At 67.0% G+C, this 17,393-nt stretch carries 14 protein-coding genes; 1 reads left to right on the top strand and 13 read right to left on the bottom strand.

Annotated elements, in window-relative coordinates:
* Window positions 1-17: 17 nt before the first annotated feature.
* Window positions 18-2,810, bottom strand: a complete 2,793-nt coding sequence (gene secA, locus FOB72_RS17070; RefSeq protein ID WP_150373666.1) for a preprotein translocase subunit SecA — start codon at window positions 2,808-2,810, stop codon at window positions 18-20.
* A gap of 176 nt (window positions 2,811-2,986) precedes the next feature.
* On the bottom strand, window positions 2,987-3,910 hold the full coding sequence (locus tag FOB72_RS17065) for a M23 family metallopeptidase (protein ID WP_150373665.1): 924 nt from the start codon (window positions 3,908-3,910) through the stop codon (window positions 2,987-2,989).
* 98 nt (window positions 3,911-4,008) lie between these two features.
* On the opposite strand from FOB72_RS17065, the gene FOB72_RS17060 reads away from it, so the two are divergent.
* Window positions 4,009-4,524, top strand: a complete 516-nt coding sequence (locus FOB72_RS17060) for a DciA family protein (protein ID WP_150373664.1) — start codon at window positions 4,009-4,011, stop codon at window positions 4,522-4,524.
* Between the two features lie 38 nt (window positions 4,525-4,562).
* Here the strand turns inward: FOB72_RS17060 and FOB72_RS17055 are convergent, their stop codons facing one another.
* The 11 genes from FOB72_RS17055 to murD all read right to left on the bottom strand — a co-directional run bounded on the left by FOB72_RS17055 (window position 4,563) and on the right by murD (window position 17,349).
* Window positions 4,563-5,441 (bottom strand): alpha/beta fold hydrolase, encoded by an 879-nt coding sequence (locus tag FOB72_RS17055; protein WP_191002165.1) that lies wholly within the window; start codon window positions 5,439-5,441, stop codon window positions 4,563-4,565.
* Between the two features lie 179 nt (window positions 5,442-5,620).
* Entirely contained in the window at window positions 5,621-6,538 is a 918-nt protein-coding gene (lpxC, locus tag FOB72_RS17050; protein ID WP_150373662.1) for a UDP-3-O-acyl-N-acetylglucosamine deacetylase, read from the bottom strand.
* A gap of 183 nt (window positions 6,539-6,721) precedes the next feature.
* Entirely contained in the window at window positions 6,722-7,228 is a 507-nt protein-coding gene (locus FOB72_RS17045) for a peroxiredoxin (RefSeq protein ID WP_150373661.1), read from the bottom strand.
* A 437-nt stretch (window positions 7,229-7,665) separates the two neighbouring features.
* On the bottom strand, window positions 7,666-8,856 hold the full coding sequence (gene ftsZ / locus FOB72_RS17040) for a cell division protein FtsZ (protein WP_150373660.1): 1,191 nt from the start codon (window positions 8,854-8,856) through the stop codon (window positions 7,666-7,668).
* 125 nt (window positions 8,857-8,981) lie between these two features.
* Entirely contained in the window at window positions 8,982-10,214 is a 1,233-nt protein-coding gene (gene ftsA / locus FOB72_RS17035; protein ID WP_017227546.1) for a cell division protein FtsA, read from the bottom strand.
* The gene (locus FOB72_RS17030) at window positions 10,211-11,098 is read right to left on the bottom strand and encodes a cell division protein FtsQ/DivIB (protein ID WP_150373659.1); all 888 of its coding nucleotides are present in this window, start codon (window positions 11,096-11,098) and stop codon (window positions 10,211-10,213) included. The genes ftsA and FOB72_RS17030 overlap by 4 nt, the downstream gene beginning before the upstream one ends.
* A 19-nt stretch (window positions 11,099-11,117) precedes the next feature.
* On the bottom strand, window positions 11,118-12,101 hold the full coding sequence (locus FOB72_RS17025; protein WP_150373658.1) for a D-alanine--D-alanine ligase: 984 nt from the start codon (window positions 12,099-12,101) through the stop codon (window positions 11,118-11,120).
* The gene (murC, locus tag FOB72_RS17020) at window positions 12,098-13,519 is read right to left on the bottom strand and encodes a UDP-N-acetylmuramate--L-alanine ligase (RefSeq protein WP_150373657.1); all 1,422 of its coding nucleotides are present in this window, start codon (window positions 13,517-13,519) and stop codon (window positions 12,098-12,100) included. The genes FOB72_RS17025 and murC overlap by 4 nt, the downstream gene beginning before the upstream one ends.
* Window positions 13,520-13,532: 13 nt before the next feature.
* Window positions 13,533-14,600: an undecaprenyldiphospho-muramoylpentapeptide beta-N-acetylglucosaminyltransferase gene (murG, locus tag FOB72_RS17015; protein ID WP_150373656.1), complete on the bottom strand. Its 1,068-nt coding sequence runs from the start codon at window positions 14,598-14,600 to the stop codon at window positions 13,533-13,535.
* A complete protein-coding gene (gene ftsW, locus FOB72_RS17010; protein WP_150373655.1) occupies window positions 14,597-15,838 on the bottom strand; it encodes a putative lipid II flippase FtsW in 1,242 nt (413 codons plus the stop codon). Before ftsW ends, murG begins: the two co-directional genes overlap by 4 nt.
* Window positions 15,835-17,349 (bottom strand): UDP-N-acetylmuramoyl-L-alanine--D-glutamate ligase, encoded by a 1,515-nt coding sequence (murD, locus tag FOB72_RS17005; RefSeq protein WP_150373654.1) that lies wholly within the window; start codon window positions 17,347-17,349, stop codon window positions 15,835-15,837. The genes ftsW and murD overlap by 4 nt, the downstream gene beginning before the upstream one ends.
* Window positions 17,350-17,393: the final 44 nt, after the last annotated feature.

Below are 17,393 nucleotides of genomic sequence, written 5' to 3'. Positions count from 1 at the left end.
CTGCGGTCAGAGCGGGATCAGCTCAGACGACCGTGGCATTGCTTGAACTTCTTGCCCGAACCGCACGGGCACGGATCGTTGCGGCCGACCTTCGGCATGCCGGCCAGCGCCACGTCGCCCCCCATCGCGGCGGAGGCGGCAACCGCCGTGCCGCGGCGTGCCAGCGACGCGTCTTCCACGGATTCGCCACCCTCGGCGAACTCGTCGTGCTTGTACTGCACGTTCTCGAGGTGGGCCAGGCCCTCCTCGATCTGCTCGGACGCCTGCTCGAGCTGCTCCGGCGACTGGATCTGCACGTTGAAGATCACGCGCGTGACTTCGGCGCGAATCACGTCCAGCAGACGCGCGAACAATTCGAACGACTCGCGCTTGTATTCCTGCTTCGGATCCTTCTGCGCATAGCCGCGCAGATGGATGCCCTGGCGCAGGTGATCGAGCGCGGCCAGATGCTCGCGCCAGTGCGTGTCGATGCTCTGCAGCATGACCGAGCGTTCGAATCCCGCGAACGACTCGCGGCCCACCTGATTCACCTTGGCGTCGTACTGCTCGCGCGCCGCGGTCATGATCAGGTTCAGCAGTTCTTCGTCCTCGATGCTCTGCGCGCCCTCGATGGTCGCGGCCAGCGGCACCGTCAGGCCCCAGTCGTCGCGCAGGCGCTGCTCGAGGCCCGCCACGTCCCACTGTTCTTCCATCGACTCGGCCGGCACGTGCTCGCGGAACATTTCCACGAGTTCGCTCTCGCGCAGGTTGCCGACCATCTCGCCAACGTCCTTCGACTCGAGCACGTCGTTACGGAGCTTGTAGATCTCCTTGCGCTGGTCGTTGGCAACGTCGTCGTACTGCAGCAGCTGCTTGCGGATATCGAAGTTGCGGCCTTCTACCTTGCGCTGCGCCGATTCGATCGAGCGCGTGACGATGCCGGCCTCGATCGGCTCGCCCTCGGGCATCTTCAGGCGTTCCATGATCGCGCGCACGCGGTCGCCCGCGAAGATACGCAGCAGTTGGTCGTCGAGCGACAGGTAGAAGCGCGAGGAACCCGGATCGCCCTGGCGGCCCGCGCGGCCGCGCAGCTGGTTGTCGATACGGCGCGATTCGTGGCGCTCGGTGCCGACGATATGCAGGCCGCCGGCGGCCTTGACGGCGTCATGCAGCGATTGCCATTCGTCCTTGAGCTGCGCGATGCGCACGGCCTTCTCTTCGTCGGACAGGCTCGCGTCCGCCTCGATGAAACCCGCCTGCTTCTCGACGTTGCCGCCGAGCACGATGTCGGTACCGCGGCCGGCCATGTTGGTCGCGATCGTGATCATCTTCGGACGGCCCGCCTGCGCGACGATCTCCGCCTCGCGCGCATGCTGCTTGGCGTTGAGCACCTGATGCGGCAGCTTTTCCTTGTTCAGCAGATCCGACAGGTATTCAGAGGTCTCGATCGACGTCGTGCCCACGAGCACCGGCTGGCCGCGCTCGTAGCAGTCGCGGATGTCGCGCACCACGGCGTCGTAGCGTTCCTTCGACGTCTTGTAGATCTGATCCTGCAGATCCTTGCGCTGGGCCTGGCGATTGGTCGGGATCACGACGACCTCGAGACCGTAGATCTCCTGGAATTCGTACGCTTCCGTATCGGCCGTGCCGGTCATGCCGGCCAGCTTCTCGTACATGCGGAAGTAGTTCTGGAACGTGATGGTCGCCAGCGTCTGGTTTTCCTGCTGGACCGTCACGCCTTCCTTGGCTTCCACGGCCTGGTGCAGGCCGTCGGACCAGCGGCGGCCCGTCATCAGGCGGCCCGTGAATTCGTCGACGATGATCACCTCGTCGTTCTGCACCACGTAGTGCTGGTCGCGATGGAACAGGCTGTACGCGCGCAGCGCGGCATACAGATGGTGCATCAGCGTGATGTTCTGCGGCGCGTAGAGCGATTCGCCCTCGCCGATCAGGCCCTGCTGCGCGAGGATCTGCTCGGCCTTCTCGTGGCCGGCCTCGGTCAGGTAGACCTGATGGCCCTTCTCGTCGACGTAGTAGTCGCCGGGCTTCTCCACGCCGGTACCGTCGGCCTTTTCCTCGCCGATCTGGCGCTCCAGCAGCTTCGGAATGCCGTTCATGCGCTGGTACAGATCGGTCTGGTTCTCGGCCTGGCCCGAAATGATCAGCGGCGTACGCGCTTCGTCGATCAGGATCGAGTCCACCTCATCGACGATCGCGTAGTTCAGCGGACGCTGCACGCGCTGCGACGGGTCGTAGACCATGTTGTCGCGCAGGTAGTCGAAGCCGAACTCGTTGTTCGTGCCGTACGTGATGTCCGCGGCGTAGGCGGCCTGCTTCAGGTCGTGCGGCATCTGCGAGAGGTTCACCCCCACCGACAGGCCCAGGAAGTTGTACAGGCGGCCCATCCACTCGGCATCGCGCTGCGCGAGGTAGTCGTTCACGGTCACGACGTGCACGCCCTTGCCCGTGATGGCGTTCAGGTAGACGGCCAGCGTCGCGGTCAGGGTCTTGCCCTCGCCCGTGCGCATTTCGGCGATCTTGTTGTCGTTCAACACCATGCCGCCGATCATCTGCACGTCGAAGTGCCGCATCTTCATGACGCGCTTGCTGGCCTCGCGGCAGACCGCGAAGGCTTCGGGCAGCAGTGCCTCGAGCGATTCGCCACCGGCGTGACGCTGACGGAAGGTCTCGGTCATGCCGCGCAGCTCGTCGTCCGAGAGCGTTTCGAACTTCGGCTCGAGCGCGTTGATCTGCGCGACCGTGCGGCGGTATTGTTTGATCAGCCGTTCGTTGCGGCTGCCGAAGACTTTCTTGAGAAGGCCCGTGATCATCGAGTGCTTTCACCTGCGCGCGCCGGTCGGTTGAAGCTGCGATCGGCGGCGCGAGACATTGGAAACGTTGGCGCTGGAAAAAACTGGCGCGAAACGCCGAGTTTATCACGCGCCCGAGGCGCGGCCCGGCCCTTGCCACCCCGGTTTGACGTAACCCCGGGAGCCGGGTTCACTACCTAGCGGATGGCCGCACGGTCGGTCGGCGTGGGCGCCGTCGCCGTCATCAGAAAACCTGCCGGATTGCGCGCCTGGCCATCGACGTGCACTTCGAAGTGCAGATGCGCCCCCGTGGAGCGGCCCGTACTGCCCACCTGCGCGATATTCTGGCCCGCGCGGACGAGGTCGCCGTTCCTGACCAGCGAGCGCGAAACGTGCGCATAACGCGTCTTGAGGCCGTTGCCGTGGTCGATGTCGATCATATTGCCGTACTCGTGGTGCCACTCCTGCGCCACCACCACGCCGCCCGCCGCGGCGACGATCGGCGTGCCGGCCGGCGCGGCGAAGTCCACGCCGTCGTGCTGCACGCGCCGGCCCGAGAACGGGTCGATGCGGGCGCCGAAGCTCGAGGCGTTGTATCCGGTCGCCACCGGCATCACGCGCGGCAGGCGCTTGTCGCTCAGCTGGCGGTCCTGCAGCGTGGTCTCGACGACGTTGAAGTAGTCGGCGCGGTGGTCGGCGTCCTCGCCGAGCTGGCGCAGCGCGGCATCGAGGTCGGGCAGCGTGAGGTCGGACGATGCCGAGCCGGACGACCTGGCCGGGCGCTCCGGGCCGCCGCGGGGCGGCACATGGCGGAAGTCGAAATCCTGCGGCGAGATTCCCGCGAGGCCGGAGACGCGCTCCCCGAGCGCGTCGAGGCGCACCATGCGCGCCTGCAGTTCGCCGACCCGCGTGGCCATGACGGCCAGGTTCTCGCGCAGATAGTCGTTGTCGCGCGCGACCGCGGAGGTCCCAGCGGTCCGGCTCGCGAACAGCCACGTGAGCCCCGACGAGACGGCGGCCACGACCGCGCACATCAGCACGAGCGCCAGCGCGACGCGCAGACGCGTCAGCTCGAACCGCAGCACGCGCGTGCCGCGCGGATGCACCATGATGACCTGCATGACATTACCCCTTCCGACCAAGGCCCGGCGACCGGGCATGCATGCCGGCATGCTCCGGCGCTCTCGTGGGCACCGGATTGCACGCTAGAATTCACGGCATGCGAATGTTCACACACCACGCGCTCCAGACGCAGGCCGCCAAGCCGCTGAACGACTGGCTGGAAAAAGCCGGTCCGGTGTCGTCCCTGATGCGGACGGCGCGGGATCTGGCGTCATTGGAAGCGGAAGTCCTGTCGCTGCTGCCACAAGGCCTGCAGGGCCTGCGGTCGGGCATCTCGGTGGCCGGCATCAAGCACGACAACCGTGGACCGCAGTCGGAGCACACCTTGCTGCTGCTGGCCGCCCACGGCGCCGCGGCGGCGCGCGTGCGCCAGGTGGCGCCGACGTTACTTGCCCGGCTGCAGCAGCGGGGCTCGCAGGTTACCGCAATCCGGGTACGGGTACAACCTGAGGCCGGGCGCGGAGACTGGGACACGGGCCCTGTCGTGCGGCAGCGCCAGCGCGACATGACGCCGCTGGGCCTCTCCAGCATGGACCAGCTGTCGCGCAGCCTGCCGGACTCGCCGCTGAAGGCGGCCGTCGATGCGCTGCTGGCGCGGCACGGCCGGCGCTAGCGCCTTCTCCCTTCCCCTTCCCCTTCCCCCTTCGGCCGCTATGCGGCCGCGGCCGGCGGCAGAAAGCTGGCCACCGCGTCGAGGAACGCCGCAGGCGCCTCCGAGAACGTGAAGTGCCCCGCGTCTTCGAGCACGACCAGCCGCGCGCCCGGAATCCCGCGCGCGAGCGCCCGGCCGGCACGCGGCGGGCATACCCAGTCTTCCCGTCCGACGATCACCAGCACGCGCGCCGCGATCCCGCCCAGGCGCGGCCGCAGGTCGTATCCCGGCGCGAGCGCCGTCATGAAGTGCCGCATCATCGGGACGTCCATTGCGCTCAGCGCCGTCAGCCGCGGCGGCACATGCATATGGTCGGGCGCCGCGTAGAACGGCCCGACCTCGCGAAAGAAGTCGGCCACGCTCTCGTCGCTGATGTCGCCACCGAACACGCGGCCGGCCACCGCGAGCGTCCCGGGGCCCGCGCGCGACGCCAGCGACGGCGCGGGCTCGGCGCCTTCCTCCTCGGTAATCGGCTGTACGGTCGGCGAACTGCCGCACAGGATCATGCCCGCGACGAGCGCCGGGTGGCGCAGCGCGAGATGCATCGCGACGAATCCGCCGGCCGAATGCCCGAACACGTGGACGTAGGGGAGGCCCAGCGACGCGCATAGCGCCGCCACGTCGTCGGCCATCTGCTCGAGCGTGCAGGTCTCGAGCGGCGGACGGCCGGAGCGCCCCTGCCCACGCAGATCGACATAGAGCAGTTGCGCGTGGTCGCGCAGCGGCCCGAGGCCGGGCTTCAGGTAGGCATGGTCGAAACCGAGCCCGCCGTGCAGCACGACGAGCACCGGCTTGCGAAGAAGTTCGCCGTTGCCTGGGTCGTACTCGGCGCCGTCGATGTCATAGAAGAGCGTGGTGTCGTGGATACGGGCGTACATGCGGGTCCTGTGTGGGCGCCGGGTTGGCGCGGCCGCATCAGGGTGACAGCCGCCACCGCGCGCTTCGCTCGCAATTGCCCGCATTCCCGCGAATCGCATCGCCGATACAAAGCGACACAGCGCCGGACGAAAAAAAAGGGCTCTCGTGACGAGAGCCCTTGATGGCATGCACCCGGTCTTCAGGCGAAGGCGGGCTGCACCTGCGGCAGGAACGCGACCGGCGCGTCCTCCACCTTGTCGAACGTCACGATTTCGTACGCTTCCTGGTCCGCCAGCAACGCACGCAGCAGCTGGTTGTTGAGACCGTGGCCCGACTTGTGCGCGACGTAGGCGCCGATCAGCGGATGGCCGATGACATAGAGATCGCCAATCGCATCGAGGATCTTGTGGCGCACGAATTCATCGCCGTAGCGCAATTCCTCGTTGTTCAGCATGCGGTGCTCGTCCAGCACGATCGCATTGTCGAGGCTGCCCCCACGCGCCAGGCCCATCTCGCGCAGCGCTTCCACTTCGTGGGCAAAGCCGAACGTGCGGGCACGCGCGATCTCGCGGACGTAGCTGGTGTCGGCGAAGTCGATCGAGAACGTCTGGCCCGTCTTGTCCACTGCGGGGTGGCGGAAGTCGATCGTGAACGCGAGCTTGAAGCCGAAGAACGGTTCCAGGCGCGCAAGCTTGTCGCCTTCACGCACTTCCACGGCCTTCTTGACGCGGATAAAACGCTTGGCGGCCGACTGCTCCTCGATGCCTGCCGACTGGAGCAGGAACACGAACGAGGCCGCGCTGCCGTCCATGATCGGAATTTCCTCGGCGTCCACATCGACATAGAGATTGTCGATGCCGAGGCCCGCGCAGGCGGACATCAGGTGCTCGACCGTCGAGACGCGCGCGCCGTTCTTCTGCAGCACGGACGCGAGACGTGTATCGCCGATGGCCGACGCGGCGACGGGAATCTCGACCGGCTCGGGCAGATCGACGCGGGTGAAGACGATACCGGCATCGACGGGTGCGGGACGCAGGGACAAGGTCACCTTGCGGCCGGAATGCAACCCGATACCGACGGTCTTTACGAGAGATTTGATGGTGCGCTGTTTGAGCATGACCGCCTCAACGATGGCTGGCTAATCCTGCATTAAGCTTTCTATTGCTTAAAGCTATTAGCCCTACTTTTCAATAACGCAATACTACCACCGCACTGTGTACTGCGCTGCACCACTTTGTTTCGGGGTGTTAGCAATACCGTCATATATTGCGAATAGATCACAATATTGCAGGTGGCCGTGTCAGCCGCGCAACGCCTCGAGGATGGCTTCGGCACTGCTGACCTTGAATTCGCCCGGACCTTCCACGGCCAGATGCGTGACCACGCCATCATCGACGATCATCGCGTAGCGCTTGGCGCGCACGCCCAGGCCGCGACCGCCGAGATCCTGGTCGAGACCGAGCGCGCGAGCCCATTCGGCGGCGCCGTCGGCCATCATGCGGACCTTGCCGCCAGCCTGCTGCTCGCGGCCCCACGCGCCCATCACGAACGCATCGTTGACCGAGTGGCACCAGATTTCGTCGACGCCGGCGGCGCGCAGCTCGTCGGCCAGCGCGACGTAGCCGGGCACATGCTTGGCCGAGCAGGTCGGCGTGAACGCGCCGGGCAGGCCGAACACCACCACCTTGCGGCCCTTCACCAGTTCGGACACCGGAAACGCATTGGGACCGAGCGCGCAGCCGCCCGTCTCGACCTCGAAGAATTCATAAAGCGTGGCGTCGGGCACGCGGTTACCAACGGCGATCATGCGGAGTGTCCTTTCGGGTGGAAGCCTGCCTGCATCATAGGGGCCGATGCGGCCCCGGCCAAGCGGCGCTCATGCGGGTGGCAATTGAAACACGTTTTCAGGAATGCCGTCCGCCCGGCATCCCGGCGCGCTGGGGAGCGTACCGGAATGCCGGGCGGACAAGATCGGCGAGCGATTCGGCGAACGAACGACGACAGCACAACATCCCGCCGCCGGGCAGGGCGGGCACAGTCCGGGGAGGCGGCCACTTGGCACGCCCGTCCCGGCAACGGGATGTGGACGGAGGCTTTTCCTGCGGCGTCGCTTGACGGCCGGCCGAAGTCAGGACGAGTCAGGTCCCGCGTGGCATGAGCGGATGGGGAGCGCTCATGTCACGCGCATTGGGGCCTGGCGCGTTCTGTCTGGCACGGCCGCTGCGCGGCACCGCCGGACCCGACTCAATCCGCCTGCTTGCGCAGGAACGCGGGAATGTCGTACGTGTCGACGCCCTTCTCCTGCAGCGCGGCCACGTGGGCCGATGCCGATTCCCGCGACGAACGCCATACCGCCGGCGTGTCCAGGCCGCTGTAGTCCGGCGACGCGTGGCTCGGCGCGGCAACCATGCCGGCCATCATCTGCACCGGGTTGTTGTCGGTACCGGTCTTCAGCAGCGTCATCGGCTGCTGCTTCTTGGCCGAGCGGCCCAGGCCCGTGGCCACCACGGTCACGCGCAGCGCGTCGCTCATCGAATCGTCGTACACCGTACCGAAGATCACGGTCGCATCTTCCGCGGCGTAGCTGCGGATGGTGTTCATGACTTCCTTGGTTTCCGACAGCTTGAGCGAGCGGCTGGCCGTGATGTTCACGAGCACGCCACGCGCGCCCGACAGATCGACGCCTTCCAGCAGCGGGCTGGCCACGGCCTGCTCGGCCGCCAGACGCGCGCGGTCCACGCCGGACACGGTTGCCGTGCCCATCATGGCCTTGCCCTGCTCGCCCATGACGGTCTTCACGTCTTCGAAGTCGACGTTCACCAGACCATCGACATTGATGATCTCGGCGATGCCGGCCACGGCGTTGTGCAGCACGTCATCCGCGCACTGGAAGCACTTGTCCATCTCGGCGTCGTCGCCCATGACTTCGAACAGCTTCTCGTTCAGCACGACGATCAGCGAGTCCACCGACGACTCCAGCTCGCTCGAGCCATGCTCGGCGACCTTCGCGCGGCGCGCGCCTTCGAACTCGAACGGCTTGCTGACCACGCCCACCGTCAGGATGCCCATGTCCTTGGCCACCTGCGCCACGATCGGGGCCGCGCCCGTACCGGTACCGCCGCCCATGCCGGCAGTGATGAAGACCATGTGCGCCCCACGCAGCGCATCGGCGATCTGCTCGCGCGCCTGTTCGGCGCAATTGCGGCCGACCTCCGGCTTGGCGCCGGCGCCGAGACCCGTGTTGCCGAGTTGCAGCACGCGCGAAGCGGTCGAACGCTTCAGCGCCTGCGCGTCGGTGTTCATGCAGATGAATTCCACACCCTGCACGCCGCGGCTGATCATGTGCTGCACGGCGTTACCGCCCGCGCCACCCACGCCAACCACTTTGATGATGGTGCCGTCCTGCATCTCCGATTCGATCATGTCAAAGTCCATCACTGCCTCCGAGAAGAATCAGTCCCCAAACGCTGCAGCCTCCCCGCCGCAACCCTTGGTTTCTGAACAAAAAAACAAAAAAAGAAAACGTTAAGAAACCGAAAACCCAACGCGAAAGAAACGGGTCAGAAATTTCCGACGAACCATTCCTTCATGCGTGTCCATACCTGCTTTACCGAACCGCTCTGCACGGCCACCTTGCGGCCGCGCATCCGTTGCACGCGTCCTTCGAGCAACAAACCCATGACCGTGGAATAGCGCGGGCTCTTCACCACCTCGTGCAGGTTGCCGCGATACTCGGGCACCCCCACGCGCACGGGTTTCAGGAAGATGTCCTCGCCCAGTTCCACCATGCCCGGCATCATCGCGGTACCGCCCGTGATGACCACGCCCGACGACAGCAGTTCCTCGTAGCCCGACTCGCGCACCACCTGATGCACGAGCGAATACAGTTCCTCGATGCGCGGCTCGATCACCGCGGCCAGCGCCTGGCGCGACAGCGTGCGCGTACCGCGGTCGCCCACGCCGGGCACTTCGATCATGTCTTCCGGATCGGCAATCGCCTGCTTGGCGATGCCGTACTGGATCTTGATGTCCTCGGCATCGGGCGTCGGCGTGCGCAGCGCCATCGCGATGTCGTTGGTGATCTGGTCGCCGGCGATCGGAATCACCGCCGTATGGCGGATGGCGCCTTCGCTGAAGATCGCGATGTCGGTCGTGCCGCCGCCGATATCGACCAGCACCACGCCGAGTTCCTTTTCGTCCTCGGTCAGCACCGCAAGGCTCGAGGCCAGCGGCTGCAGGATCAGGTCGTGCACTTCCAGCCCGCAGCGGCGCACGCACTTGACGATGTTCTGCGCCGCGCTGACCGCGCCCGTCACGATATGCACCTTCACCTCGAGGCGGATGCCGCTCATGCCGATGGGCTCGCGCACGTCTTCCTGACCGTCGATGATGAATTCCTGCGTGAGGATGTGCAGGATCTGCTGGTCGGTCGGGATATTGACCGCCTTGGCGGTCTCGATCACGCGCGCCACGTCGGTCTGCGTGACCTCCTTGTCCTTGATCGCGACCATCCCGCTCGAATTGAAGCTGCGGATATGGCTGCCCGCGATGCCCGTGAAGACTTCCGAGATCTTGCAGTCGGCCATCAGCTCGGCTTCCTCGAGCGCGCGCTGGATCGACTGCACGGTGGCCTCGATATTGACCACGACCCCCTTCTTCAGCCCCTTGGACTCGGATTGGCCCATCCCGATCACCTCGTAGCTGCCGTCGGGGCGCAGTTCCGCGACCACCGCCGCCACCTTCGAGGTGCCGATGTCCAGACCAACCAGAAGGTCCTTGTATTCCTTGCTCATCGAGTTTTCTCCGCGTTCTTGCTCTTGAGTCGCGTCGGATTGTTGTTGGGACTGTTGCCTGCCGCGCCACGCGCTGCCGCCGCGGCCGCCGCCTTGGCCGCTGCCGCCGCCTGCGCATCGGTCAGGAAGCGCACGTTGGCCGCGCGGATCGCAAAGCCGTTGGGATAGCGCAGATCCGCATAATCGATCTGCCGGCCCCACTGCTCGGTGACCTGCGGCCATGCGGTGACGAACCGCCTGACCCGGGCTTCCATCGCGGCGCGATCCTCGTCGGTCTGCTCGCGGCCGAGTTCGACGACCATGCCGTTGGACAGCCGCGCGCGCCACGCATAGCGCGACGACAGCGCCACCGCCAGCGGCTCCGCCTTCAACGGCTTGAACCACTCGCGCATGACCTCGAGCTTCTCGACCACGTCGCCCTCGCTGTCCGGCGGCCCGTCGAGCGCCAGCAGCTGGGCATCCTCTTCCGCCTCGGCGGTGTTCGCGACGAACACCTCGCCGTACGTATTGATCAGGCGGCCGCTGTCCGCACCGCCCCACGTGCCGAGGGCCTCGTGCTCTTCCACTTCCACCGCGAGACCGTTCGGCCATTCGCGGCGCACGCTCGCGCGCCGCACCCAGGGCACCGACTCGAACACCTGGCGCGCGGCATTGAGGTCGAGCGTGAAGAAGTTGCCCGACAGCTTGCCCAGCGCATTGGCGCGGACGCTCGGTCCGTTGACGTGACGCAGCGTCGCGCCGTCCATCGACGACAGATCGACATGGGTAATGGCGAACACCGGCCGCTGGGCCAGCCACAACAGGCCGGCCGCGAGCGCCATCAGCGCCACCAGCGCATAGAGCGCGGAGGCGATGATGTTGAGCAGGCGTGCGTTATGCCACATATCTTTCGTCGGACTCGGGTTACTCTGGCTTCCAGTGTTCGTTCGGGTGCAGCTCCAGCGTGGCCTGCGCCACCACCTGCAGCACGAAATCCTCGTAGCTGATGCCGGCCGCGCGCGCGGACATCGGCACGAGCGAATGGCCGGTCATGCCGGGCGAGGTATTCATTTCGAGCAGGTAAGGCTTGTTGTCGCGCGTGAGCATGACGTCGGCACGCGCCCATCCGCGGCAGCCGAGCACGCGGAACGCATCGACCACGAGCTGCTGCACTTCGGCTTCCACCTCGGGCGGCAGGCCCGACGGGCACAAGTATTGGGTAACGTCAGTAAAGTATTTATTTTGATAGTCGTAGTTCGACTCGGGCGCGACAATCTTGATGACCGGCAGCGCTTCGGCGGTGGCGCCCTCCCCTACCACGGGGCAGGTCAGCTCGTCGCCGTCGATGAACGACTCGGCAATCACGTCGAGGTCGAGCGAGGCCGCTTTCTCGTAGGCGGCGCGCATCTGGTCCGCGGCGGTGACCTTGGTCAGGCCGATCGACGACCCTTCGCGCGCCGGCTTGACGATCAGCGGCAGCCCCAGATCCCGCACCACGGCCGCGAAATCGGTATCCGCGCGCAGCATCGCGAAGCGCGGCGTCGGCAGGTCGTGCGTGATCCACAGGCGCTTGGTCGCCTGCTTGTCCATCGCCAGCGCGGACGCGAGTACGCCGCTGCCGGTATAGGGAATGCCGAACTGCTCGAGCAGCCCCTGCATCGTCCCGTCCTCGCCGTAGCGGCCATGCAGCGCGATAAAGACGCGGTCGAACTTCTCGGCGACGAGGTCCGTCAGCGGACGGAGCGCCGGATCGAAGCCGTGGGCATCCACGCCACGCGCCTGGAGCGCGGCCAGCACGCCGTTGCCGGACAGCAGCGAAATCTCGCGCTCGGCCGAACGGCCGCCGAACAGCACGCCGACCTTGCCCAGGGATTTCGGATCGATATTGGGTTGGGCGACGAAGCTCATGCCTGGCCTCCTGCCGGTTGCTGATGGGACACGAGTTGTCCCGGAATGCCGCCGATCGAGCCTGCGCCCATCGTCACGACCACGTCGCCAGGGCGTACCGCGGTGAGGATCGCCTGCGACATCTCGTCCATCTGTTCCACGAAAACGGGCTCCACCTTGCCGGAGACACGCAGCGCGCGCGTGAGCGCCCGGCCGTCGGCCGCGACGATCGGCTGCTCGCCGGCCGCGTAGACCTCGGCCAGCAGCAGCGCATCGACGGTGCCCAGCACCTTCACGAAATCCTCGAAGCAGTCGCGCGTCCGCGTAAAGCGGTGCGGCTGGAAGGCCAGCACGAGCCGGCGGTCCGGGAACGCGCCGCGCGCGGCGGCCAGCGTCGCGGCCATTTCCACGGGATGGTGGCCGTAGTCGTCCACGAGCGTGAACGTGCCGGTGCCGTCGGGCGTCGCCACCTCGCCGTAGCGCTGGAAGCGGCGGCCCACACCGTGGAACTCGCGCAGCGCCTTGACGATGGCCGCGTCGGGGACTTCGAGCTCGGTGGCGATCGCGATCGCCGCCAGCGCGTTCTGGATGTTGTGCAGGCCCGGCAGGTTCAGCACCACGTCGAGCGGCGGCTCGGTATGGCCGTTGATCTGGCGCAGCACCGTGAAGTGCATCTGGCCATCGACGGCGCGCGGATTCACCGCGCGCACCTGCGCGTCCTCGGCAAAGCCGTAGCGCACGATGGGCTTCGACACGAACGGCAGGATCTCGCGCACGTTCGGATCATCGACGCACAGCACCGCGATGCCGTAGAACGGCAGCCGCTGCGTGAACTCGATGAACGCCTGCTTGAGCCGCGCGAAGTCGTGCCCGTAGGTGTCCATGTGGTCCGCGTCGATGTTCGTGATGACTTCCATCACCGGGAACAGGTTCAGGAACGACGCGTCCGACTCGTCGGCCTCGGCCACGATGAAGTCGCCCGTGCCCAGGCGCGCGTTCGCGCCCGCGGAGTTGAGGCGGCCGCCGATCACGAAGGTCGGATCCAGTCCGCCCTCGGCCAGCACCGAGGCCACGAGGCTCGTGGTCGTGGTCTTGCCGTGCGTGCCGGCAATGGCCACGCCCTGCTTGAGCCGCATCAGCTCGGCCAGCATGACCGCGCGCGGCACCACCGGGATGCGGCTCGCACGCGCGGCCAGCACCTCGGGATTGTCGTTCGTGACGGCGGTCGACACGACCACCGCGTTGGCGCCCACCACGTTGGCGGCATCGTGCCCGTGGGCCACGCGCGCGCCGAGCGATGCCAGCCGCTTCGTGGCCGCATTGCTGCCCACGTCCGAACCCGAGACCTTGTAGCCCAGGTTCAACAGGACCTCCGCGATGCCGCTCATGCCGGCACCGCCGATCCCTACGAAGTGGATGTTCTTGACGATATGCTTCATCGATTCCGTTCTGTCATGCGCCCGCCATCTGGCGGCAAATCTCGGCGACGCGCCGGGTTGCCTCCGGTTTGGCCAGGCCGCGCGCCATGCGCGCCATGTCTTTCAATTGCGGCCGCGACAGGTTGGCCAGCGTCTGTGCCAGCCCCTGCGCGGTCAGTTCATGTTGTGGCACCAGCAGCGCCGCGCCCTGTTTCGACAGGAAGGCGCCGTTGGTGGTCTGGTGGTCGTCCACCGCGTGCGGAAACGGTACGAACAGGGCCGCCACACCGGCGGCCGCCACTTCCGATACCGTCATCGCGCCCGCGCGGCAGATGACCAGATCGGCCTCGGCATACGCCGCGGCCATGTCGTCGATAAACGGCAGGCACTCGCCCGCCACGCCGGCGGCGGCGTAGTTGGCGCGCAGCTGATCGATCTGCTTCGCGCCGGCCTGATGCCGCACCACGGGCCGCGCCGCCTCGGGCAGCAGCGCGATGGCCTTCGGCACGACGTCGTTCAGCGCGGCCGCGCCGAGGCTGCCGCCCACGACCAGCACGCGCAGCGGACCGGTGCGACCGTCGTAACGCTGCTCCGGCGCCGCCAGATGCGTCACCTCGTCGCGCACCGGATTGCCCGTCCATTCGCTGTTCGGCAGCGCGTCCGGAAACGCGCACAGCACGCGGTCGGCCACCTTCGCCAGCACCTTGTTGGCAAGGCCGGCGACCGAGTTCTGCTCGTGCAGCACGAGCGGCCGGCCCAGCAGCGACGCCATCATGCCGGCCGGGAACGTGATGTAGCCTCCCATGCCGAGCACCACGTCGGGCCGCACGCGGCGCAGCGCGCCGATGCTCTGCCAGAATGCGCGCAGCAGGTTCAGCGGCAGCAGCAGCTTGGTCACGAGGCCCTTGCCGCGCAGCCCGCCGAACTGGATGAACTCCATCGGGATGTCGTACTTCGGCACCAGCGTGGCTTCCATGCCCGTGCGATTGCCGAGCCAGACCACGCGCCAGCCGTCGTCGCGCAACGCCCGCGCGACCGCCAGCCCCGGGAATACGTGTCCCCCGGTGCCGCCGGCCATCACGAGCAGCGTGCGATCGGTCATACCTTTCCTCCACGCATCAGCACGCGATTCTCGTAATCGATGCGCAGCAGGATCGCCAGGGCGACGCAGTTCATCAGAATCCCCGAACCGCCGTAGCTCACCAGCGGCAGCGTCAGCCCCTTGGTGGGCAGCAGCCCGAGGTTCACGCCCATGTTGATGAAGGTCTGCCAGCCGATCCACACGCCGATGCCCTTGGCCACGAGTCCCGCGAACGTGCGGTCCAGCTGGAGCGCCGTGCGGCCAATGCCGAACGCGCGGCGCACGAGCCAGTAGAACAGCACGATCATCACGAGCACGCCGATAAAGCCGAATTCCTCGCCAATCACGGCGAGGATGAAGTCGGTATGCGCTTCGGGCAGGTAGTGCAGCTTCTCGATGCTGCCGCCCAGCCCCACGCCCGTCCATTCCCCGCGGCCGAACGCGATCAGCGAGTGCGTGAGCTGATACGCCTTGCCCAGCGCGTTGCTCTCTTCCCACGGATTCAGATACGCGAAGATCCGCTCGCGCCGCCAGGGCGACGCGGTGATCAGCAGCGCGAACGCACCCACGGCCACGCCGACGAGGCCCGCGAACAGCTTGCCGTTGATGCCGCCGAGAAACAGGATGCCCATGGCCACCGCGGCGATCACGAGGAACGCGCCCATGTCAGGCTCCAGCAGCAGCAGCATGCCGACCACCACCACGGCCACGCCCATCGGCAGGAAGCCCTTGGACACGGTCTGCATCCACTCCTGCTTGCGCACCGTGTAGTTCGCCGCGTACAGCACCACCGCCAGCTTCATGAGCTCGGACGGCTGGAAGTTCATCACGCCGAGCGGAATCCAGCGCCGCGCGCCGTTCACGCCCTTGCCGACGAACGGCACCAGCACCACGATCAGCAGCACCAGCGCGATCACGAACAGCTTGGGCGCATAGCGGTCCCACACCTTGACCGGAATCTGGAACGCAACCAGCGCCGCGGACAGCCCGATGAGCAGCGCGAACGCATGCCGCATCAGGAAGTGGCTCTCGCGGTAATTGGCATAACGCGGCGAATCCGGCAGCGCGATGGATGCCGAATAGACCATTACCAGGCCGAACGCGAGCAGCACGATCGACACCCACAGCAGGGGCTGGTCGTACTCCATCATGCGGGAACGCGTCGGCTTGACCCCCGAGACGGCATCGCGCAGGCCACCCCACGCGTTACCGATGGTGGCGCCGATGAAGCCGCTGCGCTTGACCTGTGCGTCGTTCATGGCAGGATCCCCCGGGACAGTGCCAGTTCTTCCACCGCGCCGCGGAACACCTCGGCGCGATGCACGTAATTGCGGAACATGTCGAAACTCGCGCAGGCCGGCGACAGCAGCACCACGTCACCGGCATGGGCGAGCCCCGCCGACTGCAGCACCGCCGCCTCGAGCGACTCGGCCTCCACGAGGTTCGCCCCCGTGCCCTGCAGCGCCGCGCGCAGCTCGCCCGCGGCCTTGCCGATCAGCACCACCGCGCGCGCGTATTGCGCGACCGGCGCCGCCAGCGGCGAAAAATCCTGCCCCTTGCCTTCGCCGCCGACGATCAGCACCACGCGCTTGTCCAGCCCGTTGAGCGCCGCCACGGTGGCGCCGACATTGGTGCCCTTGCTGTCGTCGAAGTACTCCACTTCGTCGATCGTCGCGACCCACTCCACACGGTGCGGCTCGCCGCGGTACTCGCGCAGGCCATGCAGCAGCGCGGACATCGGCAGATCGATCGCGCGGCAGAGCGCCAGCGCGGCCATCGCGTTGGTCGCGTTGTGCAGGCCGCGGATATGGAGCGCGTCCGCCGGCATCAGGCGCTTGTGGCGCACGGGCACCGCTTCCTCGACCGCCCCGGCCGCCTGCTTGCGGCGGCGCGGCTTCGGCTCGCCATCCGACTCGCTGTCCGGTTCGGCCAGCACGATCCACGGCATGCCGCCTTCGCGCAGCACGCCGTAGCTGCCTACGTTCTCGGGCAGGTCCGTACCGAAGGTGACAGGCACCGTGCCCTTGCGCGCCATGTCCATCGTCAGGCGGTCGTTGCGGTTGAGCACCTGCACGCAGTCCTTGTCCGCCGGCCCGAACACACGCGCCTTGGCGGCCGCGTAGGCTTCCATCGTCCCGTGCCAGTCCAGATGGTCCTGCGAGACATTGAGCACGGTCGCCGCGTGCGGCGCCAGCGAGAACGTGTATTCAAGCTGGAAGCTCGACAGCTCGAGCACCCAGACGTCGGGCAGCGTCGCGCCGTCGATGCAGGCCGACAGCTTGTCGAGCGCGGACGGGCTGATATTGCCGGCCACCGCGACGGTCTTGCCGGCGCGCTCGACCAGCCGTCCCGCCAGCGCGGTCGTGGTGGTCTTGCCGTTCGTGCCGGTAATCGCGAGCACACGCGGCGCGTAGCCGGAGACCCCTTCCAGATAGCCGAGCGCCTGCGCGAACAGTTCGATCTCGCCCCACACGGGGATGCCGCGCGCCTGCGCCGCGTCCAGCAGCGCGCGCGTGGCCGGCTCGTTCGGCGACAGGCCCGGGCTGATCGCCACGAGCGTCACGTCTTCCAGCAGGGCCTCGGTGAACGCGCCCCCCGCAAACGCGGCGCCGGTCACTTCGGCCTGCAGCGTGCTCAGGTTGGCAGGCGCCTCGCGCGTGTCGGCCACGCGCACGCGGCAGCCGTTCCGGCCGCACCAGCGTGCCATGGCCAGCCCCGACTCGCCGAGGCCCAGTACCAGCACATGAGGTTTCTGCAACGCGCCAAACACTTCGTATTCCTGCCTTTTATCCAGTTGATCCGTCGGTACGATCG

Source organism: Cupriavidus pauculus, from assembly GCF_008693385.1.
GTDB lineage: Bacteria > Pseudomonadota > Gammaproteobacteria > Burkholderiales > Burkholderiaceae > Cupriavidus > Cupriavidus pauculus_D.
The sequence above is the reverse complement of the archived record's forward strand: the minus strand, read 5'-3'. Positions and strand labels throughout refer to the sequence as shown.